The organism is Mesorhizobium sp. M7A.F.Ca.US.007.01.2.1 (assembly GCF_003998165.1).
Lineage (GTDB): Bacteria > Pseudomonadota > Alphaproteobacteria > Rhizobiales > Rhizobiaceae > Mesorhizobium > Mesorhizobium ciceri.
This window is the reverse complement of sequence record NZ_RZQP01000182.1, coordinates 1-12800: the sequence shown is the minus strand read 5'-3', so window position 1 is coordinate 12800 and position 12800 is coordinate 1. Positions and strand designations below refer to the sequence as shown.

The window sequence follows — 12800 nt, the reverse complement described above, 5'->3', positions numbered from 1 at the left end:
GTCGATGAAGGGCGCAGAGCAGTTCGAGATTTTCCCCGACTACGGCCCGACGATCAACAGGCGCCACATGGTAGCGGCAGCGGTGGTGGCAGTCCCGCTCCTGTTCGGTTTCACTGGCCTTGCCATCCGTTATGCCGCTGTTGCTTCAACATTGGCAGAGCCAGGCTTCGAGTCTTATGCTCGTGCGCTCTGCCGATGGGATTGCCACTGGTATGTGGACATTTCCGAACGCGGCTACGAGCGCTTTCCCATCCCGAACCAAAGCAATGTCGGACGATGGGGCTTCTTTCCATTCTACCCGTTGCTGGTAGCGGTGATCCGAGCGATTTTTCCTTTCCCCACGATAGTGGTCGCAACCGTCGCTTCACTTGCATGCAGCTACGCCGCATGTCTGGTGGCATGGCCGCTGCTGAAGAAGAACATGCAGGCCTATGTGCTGTACTGCGCTTTTTTGCTTAGTGGCCCGTTCTCCTTCCACTTCACCACTTTCCTTTCCGAACCTCTTTTCGTGCTCCTGACCTCGAGCGTTTTCCTGGCACTCAAACGCTCCAGCTATCCCGCCGCTGGCATCTCGTCAGCGCTCCTCTCGGCAACGCGGCTTGTTGGGGTCCTTGTCGTCTTTGCGACCGTCATTGAAATGTTCCAACAGCATCGGAAAGGGGGCGGCTCACCACTCTCCTTTCCTCGTTGGGTGCTCGGTCGGCCGGATCTGCTCGTCGCTATCTTGATCTCGCCTGCCGGCTTGTTCGCTTACATCCTGTTTTTGTATGTCACTGTCGGCGACGGCTTTGCGTTCCTGCACGTCCAACGCGCCTTTGGACGAGTGGCTGGGAACCCGATCCTGTTTCTGTGGGACGGCCTCTCAGCGTTTCCCAAGACCGGGTGGCTGCCCACGGCGCCGCAATGGAGTGCGCTCGCGGCAATCGCCGGGCTGGCGCTATCAGTCGTGCTGATGGCTCGCAAGCAATATGGCGCTGGTATCTTTTGCGCGATCAGCATTGTCGTGCCATTGATTACGAATCTGGCCTCCATGGTCAGATACGTCATTGGGCTTGCGCCTCTGATACTGTTGATGGCGTTCTTGCTGTCGGCATCGAAACTGACCTGGATAGCCGCTTTGTTTCTCTTTCTGGTCGCCTGCTATTTCATGACAGTGGCATGGATTGGGGGCTACCTTGCTTTGGTCTGACGTCGGCAACCCCTACGCACGCGCGATCTCGCTTGGGTGTTACGCGCTCGCCGCGGCTTTGGCCGTGTCAGAAATCCTCATCCTTGCGCTGGCTCTCCATCCGAATGTCCACCCCGACTATCGGGCCTATTACATCGACCGCACGACAACCTGCCTCAACCGCGATACCGTTGGCATCTACTCACTCGGCCAGACAGTGTCCTTCCGGTCCGACGGCGCCAAACGGGCTTCCGGCATGAAAGTTTGTGGCTGGTCGGGGCCAGCAGCCGACGGCACGCATTCGCTGGGTGAAACCTCGCGGCTCCGCCTGCAGATACCGCCGCTTCGCGACGGCCTAAAGGCAACGCTACAAATGGCCGCTGTCGTTCGTCCGCCACAGATGACCCAGAGGGTGATTATCTCAGTCCATGGCGTATCCGTGCATAAGGTTACGCTGTCGGGCAAGCAACCCATGACCGTCTCGTTCTTCATTCCGCACGCAGCTTTTTCGAACGCCAGCACGTTCGAGATGACGTTTGACTATCTCGACGGGATCCCGCCCAGCAAGGCCGCCAGCAGCATTTACAAACGCTCCATCAAATTGGTGTCGTTTCGACTGGACGCCGTTTAAGTATTATCGCCGCTGGCGGGAGCGGTTGCCCTGCCGACCGGGACAGCGATCGGCAAAAACCCACCGGTCAAGGACGAAGAAATTGATGGTGGGAACGAGCAGGCACGTAATCAGGACGGGAACGACGAGCGGCAAGCCCAGCTTCACCGTCATAAGTGCCGGCGCGCCATAGGCAATGGCAAAGCCTGTTGCCGCCAGCAGGAGAAAACGTGGCGCTGCGGTTCGATGCGACCGGCCCGACACGAACGTCAGGTATTTGTGCGCGAGATACGAAAACAAGGCGGCTGCGGCATATGCCCCAAGCGAAGCCTGGATGGGCGTGAAACCGAGCAGTTGCGATTTGGAAAAAGCGGCAACCAAAGCGGCATACAGAATTGTGGCAGAGATGCCGACCATGCCGAAGCGTGCCAGCAGCGTGAGCGCGTCGCCGGGAGGCAGGTGCTCAGGCACGCGCACTAGACACATACTGTGCTCCCAACGGCACGCGGGCGAGCATGCGCTCGATGTTTCGGGCAAACGGTCTGCCTGACGGCAGCAGCAGGAAGTGCTCGGACCGGATGTTCGTGAAGCCTGTCATCTGCAAGAGTGACGCTGTTTTGGCTGCGCTGAGCAGCACGGCATCTCGGTCGAAGGGACACCGGAACACAGCCAGACGCGTCAGCGGGTTATAGGGATTATGCTCGATGATGCAGGCGACACCGCCCGGGCGAAGGACGCGCCGCATCTCGCGTACGAACTCAAGCCAGGAAGCTGGCGGTACATGATGGACGACGCAGCTGGCGAAGGCCAGATCGAAGACGCCGTTGTCGTATGGCAGGGTCAGGCTGGAGCAGACCTTGTACATGACGCCAGGATTTTCCTCCCTGGCACGCAGGATGGAGTCCGGCGAGATGTCGCAGCCGTCCAGGGACGCGAAGGCGCCTTTGAGAAATGGATGGAGAACGCCTACGCCGCAGCCGACATCAAGCGCCCGCACACCCGAGCCATCAGGGCCCAGCCCTCGTTCAACCACAACGCGTCGCAGAAACTCGGCCTTGGCCTTAAGAAAGAAGTCGTGCTTAAGCCCTGAAAATCGGATCGATCCCTGGACTGTCTCGTCATAGATCGATCTATAACTGTCGAAGAGTTCGGACATTGGCCGGCACTCCAATCCGGGATTTTCGAGACGATCGTCGGTTCTTGACGGGAACGGCAGGCATCGCCCGGTCGAAGCCGGTGAGGCGATCGATCACGTAAAGTGGGCGCCGTTTCACTTCAGCGTGGATGCTTCCGACATACATCCCGACTACGCCGGTCATGAAAAGGTTGATGCCGCACAGGAGCGATACAATCATCACGGTCGAGGTCCAGCCGGCAACAACGCCGGTTTCAAAAGCCCAGGCATAAATTGCAAACGCACCAAAGGCGACGGCCAGCGCAGAAATGGCCAAGCCACCCCAGAGCGCCAGGCGCAGCGGCCGTTCCGAGAAGCTGACGATGGCGTGAGCAGCAAGATGCACCATCTTCCAGAATGGATATTTGGTCTGGCCAAGGGCTCGTGCTGGACGTTCGAACGGCACCGCCGCCTGCTTGAATCCCATCCAGCCAAACATGCCCCTGACGAAGCGATCCTGTTCGGGCATCTGTCTGAAAGTTCTCAGCGCTTTGGGGCCGACCAACCGGAAATCTCCAACGTCGCGCGGAATGTCGACGGTCGTCATCTTTTCCAGTAAGCGATAAAAGAGACTTGCCGTGAAGCGCTTGAACAAAGATTCGCCTTCGCGTTTAACGCGCCGGGCATAGACAATCTCGAAACCTTCCTTCCACTTCGCCACCAGATCGAGGACCACCTCGGGTGGGTCTTGGAGGTCGGCATCCATGACGATGACAGCATCCCCCTGGGCGGCGTCCATACCGGCTGTAATTGCTATCTGGTGCCCAAAATTGCGGGAAAGCTCGATCAGCCGAAAACGAGGCTCGGCGGCAACCACGCACCGAAGGTATCTGACGCTGCCGTCGCGGCTTCCGTCATCAACGAAAATAGCCTCGGTCTCACCGTCCAGCTGGTGGATTAGCAACCTGATGCGCTCGACCAGGCGAGGCAGCACTTGTTCTTCGTTGTATATCGGCAGAACCAGTGAGTAGCGCAGCGACACGTTCGCTCCGGTCCCGGTACCTTGGATCACAGTGGCCTCCATGCCGATGAAATGAAACGCCAGCCCCAAAGTTCCATAAGACGTTACTAATTTAATGGTTGTCGTAGGCGGGTGGCGAACTGTACGTTCTGAACGTCTTCGGTCTGATTAGGAGTGAGATATCGTTTCGCGCACCGGCGGAGCAATGCGCTGTTTTCGTCATTTCGCAATCAATTGGGTAAGGCCGCCTTGCCAGCTCTTGTCAGCGCGTCGGCGCGCGATAATTTTTGTGGTGAAGGGACTTCGATCAAAAGGAGCCGACGATGGAACACCAAACTCTCAGCCAACTGCAGACAATTGCAGATGTAGAACCCCTGTCGACATACCCGATCATGACCCGCCAACAGCGCATCGAGCGCTGGGCAGAGTTGCTGGAACAAAGTCCCGAGCGACGCCTGAGAGCGCTTACTGGCACTGAGTATTTGAAGCGCGAAGCTCGCGACGCGGCGCGCGGTGAGGGCTCGCCGATTACAGTGGCCTTCGAGGACCCGCTACTGCGTGCGTTAGGCCTGAAGGATGACACCTATGGGGAAGCAAAGCGCTTCTTCGAACTGTCCGACGGGGAATTGCATGACATCGTCTGCAGTTGCCATGTCGGAACCACGTTCAGAGGGCAGTGGGCTGCCGCTCGAGTCCGCCGGTCAATCGGAGGGAACAGGCTTCTCAAGTGGCTTAGAGAGAGAATGTGGCATTGAGGTCGCCAAGGACGGCGATTGAAGCTCGTTCAGAGCGAGGTGGATGAACGATTGGCGCGCCAGCGCTCCGCCGTGGTGACGACGGGGTTCGGCCCCAAAGGTTGTCACGCAAACGGGTGGGCGCTCTACTTGCGGTGCGTTCCAGGCAAGGCTGCATTCCCAGGGGCAGGATTCTGGGCTTCTCTTTGCGGCTAGCATCACGACGTGAAGACGTCGATCGCTCGGCCCTCTGTTGCGCTAACCTCGGCGGCGCCTGGCCTGAATGGCAGCAAAAGTCACTGGGCGAAAATCCCAGGCGTCAACGCCGACATCGTGCTGGCGCGTCATTGGCTTCAGCCGGCCATGAGAATGGCCGTGCAGGTTTATTGATTTCTTGCCGATCTGGTTCCAGGTGCGGAACGGGTAGTGGCAAAGAACCAGGAAACTGCCCTCGACAGTTAGCTCCTTGTAGTGTTGGACGCTTGCCCAAGCCGAAGCGCCGAGCGTTACCACGCCGTCGTTGTTGCCGATGATCAGGTGCTTCGTGCCGTGGAGGCAGGACAGCAGCGAAGACACTGTCTCGGCAGATCCCTTGGCGAAGTCGCCGAGGTGCCAGACCTCGTCGCTTGGAGCAACAGTCTCGTTCCAAAGTTCAATCAGTGCTTGGTCATGCCCCGCCAATGAACTGAAGGGGCGGGGGCCGAGCCGCAGAATGCGGGGATCGTTGAAATGCGTGTCGGAGGTGAAGAAGATCATGCCGCCGCTGGCTGTGGCGAGCGATCGACGATCGCTTCTAAGTTCGGTTGCCGGAGCTTTTTTTGGGTCCACCATCGATCCTGATTTGGGCTTCCCTGAGCATCTTGAGTGCCTCCTCCTTGGTGAGGCCGCACTTGCGCGCAAAGTAGAGCGCTTCGATCACCCTTTCACGATCCGCCGTGGCTTCTGAGGGCTGTTTGGGCTTCTTACCCATCGTTCCCAATCACCTTTTGATGCCACCGAACCATCACCGTGCCGGGTTTGTTCCCCCCCTCGGATCTGCTAACCTGCCGAGCGTCGCCGCCTGATACGCCGATGAAACAACATCCGAGCCCTGCAACCGGCATCATCTCCAACAACGAGCGAGCAGGTCGGCCCTTAGGTGTATAAATTCCACGCCGGCGTGGGGAGGGACCGGCGGTGCGCTTTATGGGTGAGCCAGTCTACAGGCGCTTCTAAGCGCCACGCGACCAAGCCGGCGGGGGGCATCGTCGTTGGTTCAAAGATCCGTTCTGGTCCGCCCTCGCTCAAAAACCGGAACGTCTTCATCATCTCCTTCGCTTCGTCCGGTAGGGATGTCTTCAGCGAAGCTGCGGGTCATCTCTTCGGTGTCGCTCAACCCGTCGACCGTTTCATTTGCGCCGGCCCCCTCGTCGTGACGGCCCGTGATCTCGCTTCGAGGCTGCGCGCCGATCGGCTGCTCGATGTCATCGGACCCCAAAACGCCCGGTTCCGCACCGTGTCTATCCTCGTGGCCTGCGATGCTCTCCAGTACGGCCGCATCCTCCTCGGGGATGGGCTTGTCATTGGCAAAGTCGCTCTTTTGCTTCCGGGTTGTTATCGGCATGTTGTGAACTCCTACGCAGTGAATCGCACAACGTACGACTACGGCCGAAGTTGCGAGGCGGCTGCTTTGATTTTAAGGAACCGCAAAAATCGAGACAGCGGCGCACGTGCTGAAATGGAACAATCAAGCGCGCAAGTTGGCACGATGGCGGGATTTTGAACGAAGCACTCCTCTCCTCGCTATCGACTCCAGTCGGGTAAGGCCCGCTCCGAGCCACGGTTCTTGCACGCCCTTTGCAAAAGGCGCCAATCGAGGCCGAACGAACTGCGCTCGGAATTGCTTTACAGCCGCCAACAGGCTGCGCGGTCGCGTCGTTTTTCGTCGCTTAATGGCACAGCGATGGCGAAGGTGGCGGACGAGCCTTAAGCACCAGCTTACGAGTATGCGTGCCTCGCTGGCGAGCTTGCCCACATTCGCGCGAACTAGAGACGCTGGCGATACGTGCGGACAGCAGATAGCCTGACACACAGGAAGCGGCCTCCGAATGTGATGAAGCAGCCCACGCTAGGCGCGAGTTGGGCGCAGTCACTCAGCAGCTGCCGGTGTGATCATCACCGACGAAGCCTGTCGGCGAGACGGAGCCCAAGGGCCAAAATCGTCAAGGTGGGATTCGCCTGGCTGGATGTTGCCAGAACCGAGCCGCCCGCGATGTGCAGGTTCATCAGTCCATGAACTCGGCATTCAGCATCAACAACCCCGTCGGTCGGGCTCGCAGACATTCGCGTGGTACCGAGATGATGACCGTCCATGGCGCCTGATTTGCCTGCCATTTCGATCACATGGCCAGGTTCAAATCCTGAAATGGTAGCTCCGATCTTCTCCAGCTTCCAACCGAGCAGTCGATAGGCGCGCGCGACGCTTTGGAGATCGTTGTTCGTGATTTTCCAATCGACGCGCAGCTTCGGCATACCCAATCGGTCGCGTTCGCTCACCAACGTCAGTCTGCTTGCGGGGTTCGGCTCCTGTTCCGAATGAAACTCAAGATTGACCACATTGGCGCGCGGCCCCAATACGATGGAGGGCAGCTTTCGCCGTGTGAACGTTCTGTTCGCCATCCAGCGCAAACCGAAGCGCCCGAGGCGCACTGGCGAGGATACGACGTTCTGAACGTGCGCGAGCTTTTCGTCCAGCGTCATTGAATGCTGCTGCCGACCTCTGAGGTGTTTCGGGAGAAATGTCCTTTTCACGAGATACATCGCCGAGAGGATCGGGTCGTTGTGGCTGGGATCGGCTGGATCTGGGAGATGGGTGCGGAAGATCTGGTTGAGCAAGCAATGCTCCCGCTGCGCTTGCTCCGTGAGCGACAGCCGCCTTCGGCAGTAGATGCCGGCCGCGTCCCGCTCGTAGCCAAAAGCAACCGCCTGCTGGGCGTTCGGCAACTTTAGTGCTCCGACTGTGGCTCCCAGATGGGCCATATAGAAACGACCGAGCTGATCTCGGGCATTGCCGATACCAGCCGGCATCACATCATTCGAGGCAAGTAGCAATCGGGTGGTCTCAAAACCGCCGGCGGCTACAATGTAATGGCAAGCCGTGACCTCACGCTTTGTGCCCTTCAAGTCAACACAGTCGATGTGGTGGACGCAACGCCCGTTCGGCGCCAGGCGAATTCCCGTCGCCGCAGCGTTTAACCAGATGTGGATATGACGCGAAGTCCGCAGCAACCCGGAAAGCCGTTTCCAGACGTTGGTTGGTCGACTAAACCGCTCCAGGCGGGTCCTGAACAAATCGCCGTCGACGCCCTCGAATAGCTCAACGCGAGAACCAGGCAACGCGCTTGTTGGATCGTAGTCGTAAGACCCGACCTCGATCACCTCGTGCGCCCGACGGTAGTAGGGCAGCAGGGTTTCATAGGTGATCGGCCAGCCCGAATTGCACACCCATTCGCGCTTCTGGAAGTCGATGCTATCGAACGGCACGCAGCGGCCACCCCATGCTCGGCTCGATCCTCCCAGCGCTCGTATCCGGAAATTCTGGACAGGCGGGTGGACGAGGGGATCTGCGACAATGCCGTGGTAGAGCTCCTGCGATCTCTTGGTCTGCCACCTGCCGCCCGCTTCCAGAACGCAGACGCGTAGCTTTGCATTTTCGAGCGCCGCGGCAATGGCCAGGCCGACAGTGCCACCTCCGACAATGCAGATGTCGTAGGCAAGTCCGTCGCCCGCTACGGTGAATTGAGCGATCAACGTTCACTCCGGATTTGTTCGATCCCCGAAGGCACGCTCCCACCCTTCGCGCCCGGCTTGGGCGAAGCAGGTAGCGCGCGAGGAGCAGTTGGCAACCACCCAATTGATCGCATTTGAAGCGCCGGCCCAAAAGAGGTGGCTTTGGTGACGAGGTCCGTGACGACTTCAAGGGGCCCGAACCGGAAGAGTTTTTGTTGCGACCACCCTCAAAGGAGCAATGGTTATGGTGAACGCTACTTCTCAGCCTGAGTTCGGTGGTGGTATTCCGGTTCGATCCGCGAGATTTCCCGCCCATGGCTCGCCGACAGACACGCTGTTGGCTCCGGCTGAAGCCTTGCCTCTGCTTGCGAGGTTGCCATGGCGATCCGGAACCTCGAGGCATGTGGAGAGTTGTCCAGCAGCCCAGCGGAGATCCAAGCCATGGCGCCACCAGATGCCAGTTCCGGCGCCGCCGCGCAGCCGAAACGCTCTGGCGTGCCGGCAACCCCATGGCCGGCAGGGCACAAGGCTTCCGGAGCAGGATTATCGATAGACGGGCGCCCAACGATATGAAGGACAATGGCCCATGAACGTCGCCAACCTGCAACTGGAAGGTCTGCTTATGGCGGTCGCTGCCATCAATAACGCCCTGGTCCGGAGGGGCCTTCTTTCGGTTGATGATATCGATATGGCTTTGAAAACCGCGGAGGCCTCGTTCACGGCTGATGAGCGCCTCTTCGAGGACATGTCGCCCGCCAACCGGGACGCAGTCTGTTTTCCTTTGCGGCTTTTGCGGTTGGCTAACACCAACCAGTTCGAAGCGGGTGTGCCACCGTTTGCCGAGCTGGCCAGGCAAGTCGGGATAACCAAGCAGCCCTACAACGATCAGATGTGAAGGGAGGAAGACAGGCAGGTGCAGGAAATCGTCGTGGTCAACAAGGTGGTCGAATTCCGGGGAGAGGCGGTGACCGCATACCGTGAGGGTCACGCACACTGCTGCATGCCGCCGCTTTCGGCGAGGCGGGCCGCGACCCTGGACGCGAGACCATTCCCGCATTGAACCCGTAGCTCTGGCGAAGGCACCACATGGAATATTTTCGAGCACAAGGAACATGTCAGCCTACGGGCGTTTAGGCCGCAATGACAATCATCGCCGCCACGACAATGAACTACCCTCTCCCCGTCTTCCCTGGCCCGAAGCGACGCAGGCTCTCAGCAATTGCGCGACTGGAACGAAGCCGCGGCAAGTGGCTGGCGCAGAACCGGATCCACATGACCGGTAAGCAGAAACAGGAGCCGGTCGCTGGCAGCGAACCACAATGCGGCTGCCATGAGCCGAGCGGTTCCAGATGGTTGGCTACATTCCAAGATCGATCGCAACCGAAACAACAAGCACCTCTAGGGTCTGCCTGCGCGCGTGGCCTCGAAAGCCTTGGCCATGAACGATGACCCTGTAGATTCGCTCGCCAACGCAATTCACCACCGCAGCGCAATTCTGTTTGTTGGGGCAGGGGTGTCGATCAGTGTTGGACTCCCTTCTTGGGAGAAGCTGATAGAGCGGATGGCAAAGGAGCTCGGTGTCGACGACGAATTTTCCATGCGACGCGATCGTTTTCAAACCCTGGCCGAGTACTATCGTATCAAGCATGGCAGCATCGGGCCACTTCGCAGTTGGATGGACCGAAATTGGTCTGTCCCCAAGGACCGGATCGAGAAATCCGAGTTGCATCGTCTCATCGTGAAGCTCGATTTCCCTGTCATCTACACAACCAATTATGACCGGAACCTGGAACTGGCTTATGAAATATACGGTCGGGACTACGTGAAAGTGGCCAATGCACGCGATGTAGCGCAGGCCCGCCAGGGCGTTACCCACATCGTCAAATTCCATGGTGATTTCGACGAGGATTCTTCCCTCGTCCTTACCGAAACAGACTACCTTGATCGTCTCTCCTTCAATTCTCCGCTGGACGTGCGTTTTCGCTCGGATGCACTCGGCAGCACGATCCTCTTCATAGGCTATAGCCTTTCTGACCCAAACATTCGGTTGTTGCTGCACCGTCTCTGGCAGACGTGGCATCGGTCCGGCTACGAGAAAGATCGCCCGCCGTCGTTCATCTTCATGACCAGCCGAAACCCTGTGGAGGAGGCCGTGCTTGGACGTTGGGGCATTTCGGTCGTCGTCGGCGAAATCGACGAGCCGCAAGCTGCTTTGGTGGACTTCCTCAGCCGGCTGGCGGAGATGGTTGGGGACGGAGCCGAGCCTGGAGAGACGACCCATGAGGGGACCGTCGTCAGACAAAGAGCGATTGAAACAGTCAGGTCCAGGGGCAGCTAGGCGGGCTCTCAAGGAACGCCCTACGGCAGAGAACGTCGTTCCAGAGGCGATCATAGCCAGTTTGTGTGGCCAGTTTGAAAATCGCATCCCATAGAGCATGCGATCTCCCATGTGAGCTTTCAACTATTCTGGCGGACGCGCTGGAACATTCTCGCATCAACGAGCTTCGAAGGGGGCACTGTTCCCGTTCAGTGTGTTTTCCCCCTGTGAGACTGCCCGCCGCCGAAAGGTGGCGGGCTTTTTGTTGGGATGCAACCTTGGACATTATAGCGACTTTGGCCGGACACGCGCAGCGTCGCTTCCCATCATCGGTGCCTGAAGTTGGCGACAGCTTCGAAGTCCTCCCGATGCGATCGCAATTTTTGGGATAGATGTTCGTGTGGTGCCTGTCGGCGACCTGGACGCTGCCTTACCAGAACCGGCCTCCTCCGGTCCGAACCACGGCGCTGGAACCTGATGAAAAGATCAATGTTCGGTATGCAGCTTGCCCAGCACAGCCAAGCGGTCTGGTGCGGCCCGTCGCCGCCTGGTCCGTTCAGCGGCGGGCCTTTGTGTGGTGATGACGCCACCGGCATTATTTGGCCAAGCTGGGAACCTGTGTCGCGAATCAAAGTTTGGGTGGCAGCTTGGCTTACAACCCCGGGCCAAGTGGTCTCAAAGCAAGACCCGCCATTGCTGATCAATGACGGGTCTTCGCTGTGCATCAATCGATGGACCGAACATCCCGAAGCTCAGCGCCGCGCCCCGTCCTTCGCACAGAGCGTTGGCGTCACACGCCTGTCATGGGACGAGCTTATTCGCTGAAGAACCGGCCTGCGGCCAGCGACCTGCGTTTTTAGGATGGCTCGACGCCGAGGTCGGTCCGCTCCTGCCTACCTGGCTGCCGTTGCCGGTCGGAGGGCGGGAGAGGAATGACCTCCTGCTCACTGCGCCCGGCAGCTTCGCCGAGTTTGTATGCCGCATATAAGGCGCCGATTCTGACTAACCAACGGATCATCGCAATCTCCTTTGGCGCCCAGAACACAGCGGCTTTCGATATGTTCCACATGCTGGAAGCGCCACCCTCTGCATCGTGCAGGATGGCGAGTGCTACAGACCATCGCGGCATGCCGACGTTTGGCATGTCTATCGGTGTCGATGCTCTCATCAACGCCTCGGCTATCTTTATCTTGCATCTCGGCCATCGTAACTGTGCGCTGCGGCAAGGTGCTTTGCAGCGGATGAAGGCCGCTCGTTCATGTGGCGGCCGCTACGGGACGCCGTCCTAAACGTGAAGCCAGGCCCAAACGAACCTCTTCGGTTTTATGAACGAAATTCCGCACGTCAACGAGATGGTCAGAAAACGAGTAATCGAACCAAGCATCAGTCGGACGTGCTGGCAGGCGAACACTCTTCCGCTGCCTCGTCGGTTACCCTTCCCGTCCCGGTGGAGCGTCACTGGCCTTGTCGTTGCCTTGTAAGCTGGGGCACTCGCGCGGCCTCGTTGTCCCTCGCTGCCAGACTGTCGTCAGACGCTTGGTATATCTGTCGAACAATTCCAAATTTTCTGGATAGGTAAGGCGGTGTAAACGCTGGCAAGCTTCGCACCGAAGTGGGCGGCAGCGATGAACCAACGGCCCGGTTTGATGAAAGCCGTTCCGCATGCCGGACATTCGAGCGTCATCTCAATCGAAGACAGTGTCTGGGGGAGCGGCATCAGGTCCCGTGGCTCAAACTGCCGCCGCCAGAAGCAGCGTTATACCCACGACCGTCGACCCACAGATCGTCGCTAGAAGCACAATCGGCCGCGGATACTCGGTGGGTGCTGCGAGGCTGGTGAGGTCGGAACCTCGAAATCTCACGGCGCTGGGCGACTGGACGTGGGCAGCGGTAGACTTGTCATTGCACGCTAGCACAGAAAGACGCTGGGCGATATCGGCGGCGATGAGAGGATCGTCCGCCACCAACTTCGACCAGTCGGAAACAGCCGATTTCGTGATGCAACATCGTTCCCTCCCAGGTGATCGCACAACTGCGAGATCTGACCTTTGTTCCTTTAATTTTTGCG

The 12800-nt window shown here is 58.8% G+C and carries 13 protein-coding genes; 6 read left to right on the top strand and 7 right to left on the bottom strand.

The window, feature by feature from the left end; all coding sequences use genetic code 11:
* Together EN949_RS25855 and EN949_RS25850 are read left to right on the top strand one after the other, a co-directional pair.
* The coding region (locus EN949_RS25855; RefSeq protein WP_245472505.1) for a hypothetical protein at positions 1–1189 on the top strand (1189 nt) is incomplete at its 5' end.
* Positions 1176–1799 (top strand): hypothetical protein, encoded by a 624-nt coding sequence (locus tag EN949_RS25850; RefSeq protein WP_013525082.1) that lies wholly within the window; start codon positions 1176–1178, stop codon positions 1797–1799. The genes EN949_RS25855 and EN949_RS25850, both read left to right, overlap by 14 nt.
* A 3-nt stretch (positions 1800–1802) precedes the next feature.
* Here EN949_RS25850 and EN949_RS25845 read toward each other — a convergent pair whose 3' ends face one another.
* The 3 genes from EN949_RS25845 to EN949_RS25835 are packed head-to-tail and all read right to left on the bottom strand — an operon-like array spanning position 1803 to position 3934.
* Positions 1803–2249: a GtrA family protein gene (locus tag EN949_RS25845; protein ID WP_245268669.1), complete on the bottom strand. Its 447-nt coding sequence runs from the start codon at positions 2247–2249 to the stop codon at positions 1803–1805.
* Entirely contained in the window at positions 2242–2934 is a 693-nt protein-coding gene (locus tag EN949_RS25840) for a class I SAM-dependent methyltransferase (protein ID WP_127367635.1), read from the bottom strand. The genes EN949_RS25845 and EN949_RS25840 overlap by 8 nt, the downstream gene beginning before the upstream one ends.
* Positions 2909–3934: a glycosyltransferase family 2 protein gene (locus tag EN949_RS25835; protein WP_224673147.1), complete on the bottom strand. Its 1026-nt coding sequence runs from the start codon at positions 3932–3934 to the stop codon at positions 2909–2911. Before EN949_RS25835 ends, EN949_RS25840 begins: the two co-directional genes overlap by 26 nt.
* 302 nt (positions 3935–4236) lie before the next feature.
* Between EN949_RS25835 and EN949_RS25830 the strand changes: the two genes are divergently transcribed.
* Positions 4237–4668 (top strand): hypothetical protein, encoded by a 432-nt coding sequence (locus tag EN949_RS25830; RefSeq protein WP_063174019.1) that lies wholly within the window; start codon positions 4237–4239, stop codon positions 4666–4668.
* Positions 4669–4905: 237 nt separating this feature from the next.
* Here EN949_RS25830 and EN949_RS25825 read toward each other — a convergent pair whose 3' ends face one another.
* From EN949_RS25825 to EN949_RS25810, 4 genes are all read right to left on the bottom strand, one after another.
* On the bottom strand, positions 4906–5403 hold the full coding sequence (locus EN949_RS25825) for a metallophosphoesterase (protein ID WP_013525087.1): 498 nt from the start codon (positions 5401–5403) through the stop codon (positions 4906–4908).
* Positions 5404–5440: 37 nt separating this feature from the next.
* The gene (locus EN949_RS25820) at positions 5441–5617 is read right to left on the bottom strand and encodes a hypothetical protein (protein WP_013525088.1); all 177 of its coding nucleotides are present in this window, start codon (positions 5615–5617) and stop codon (positions 5441–5443) included.
* Between the two features lie 285 nt (positions 5618–5902).
* Positions 5903–6250 carry a hypothetical protein gene (locus EN949_RS25815; RefSeq protein ID WP_127367651.1) on the bottom strand — a complete coding sequence of 116 codons (348 nt, stop codon included), beginning with the start codon at positions 6248–6250 and terminating at the stop codon, positions 5903–5905.
* A 551-nt stretch (positions 6251–6801) separates the two neighbouring features.
* Entirely contained in the window at positions 6802–8436 is a 1635-nt protein-coding gene (locus tag EN949_RS25810) for a GMC family oxidoreductase (RefSeq protein ID WP_127367107.1), read from the bottom strand.
* A 565-nt stretch (positions 8437–9001) separates the two neighbouring features.
* Here EN949_RS25810 and EN949_RS25805 point away from each other — a divergent pair.
* The 3 genes from EN949_RS25805 to EN949_RS35960 all read left to right on the top strand — a co-directional run bounded on the left by EN949_RS25805 (position 9002) and on the right by EN949_RS35960 (position 12021).
* Positions 9002–9310: a hypothetical protein gene (locus tag EN949_RS25805; RefSeq protein ID WP_127367106.1), complete on the top strand. Its 309-nt coding sequence runs from the start codon at positions 9002–9004 to the stop codon at positions 9308–9310.
* A 543-nt stretch (positions 9311–9853) separates the two neighbouring features.
* A complete protein-coding gene (locus EN949_RS25800; RefSeq protein WP_013525092.1) occupies positions 9854–10753 on the top strand; it encodes an SIR2 family protein in 900 nt (299 codons plus the stop codon).
* A gap of 911 nt (positions 10754–11664) precedes the next feature.
* Positions 11665–12021 carry a hypothetical protein gene (locus EN949_RS35960; protein ID WP_164755614.1) on the top strand — a complete coding sequence of 119 codons (357 nt, stop codon included), beginning with the start codon at positions 11665–11667 and terminating at the stop codon, positions 12019–12021.
* The last annotated feature ends 779 nt before the right edge of the window (positions 12022–12800 follow it).

What these genes read in the sequence shown, in the direction of transcription:
- EN949_RS25840 (WP_127367635.1), bottom strand. Translation starts at nt 2,934, where the DNA reads ATGTCCGAACTCTTCGACAGTTATAGATCGATCTATGACGAGACAGTC.
- EN949_RS25830 (WP_063174019.1), top strand. Translation starts at nt 4,237, where the DNA reads ATGGAACACCAAACTCTCAGCCAACTGCAGACAATTGCAGATGTAGAA.
- EN949_RS25825 (WP_013525087.1), bottom strand. Translation starts at nt 5,403, where the DNA reads ATGATCTTCTTCACCTCCGACACGCATTTCAACGATCCCCGCATTCTG.
- EN949_RS25820 (WP_013525088.1), bottom strand. Translation starts at nt 5,617, where the DNA reads ATGGGTAAGAAGCCCAAACAGCCCTCAGAAGCCACGGCGGATCGTGAA.
- EN949_RS25815 (WP_127367651.1), bottom strand. Translation starts at nt 6,250, where the DNA reads ATGCCGATAACAACCCGGAAGCAAAAGAGCGACTTTGCCAATGACAAG.
- EN949_RS25805 (WP_127367106.1), top strand. Translation starts at nt 9,002, where the DNA reads ATGAACGTCGCCAACCTGCAACTGGAAGGTCTGCTTATGGCGGTCGCT.
- EN949_RS25800 (WP_013525092.1), top strand. Translation starts at nt 9,854, where the DNA reads ATGAACGATGACCCTGTAGATTCGCTCGCCAACGCAATTCACCACCGC.
- EN949_RS35960 (WP_164755614.1), top strand. Translation starts at nt 11,665, where the DNA reads ATGACCTCCTGCTCACTGCGCCCGGCAGCTTCGCCGAGTTTGTATGCC.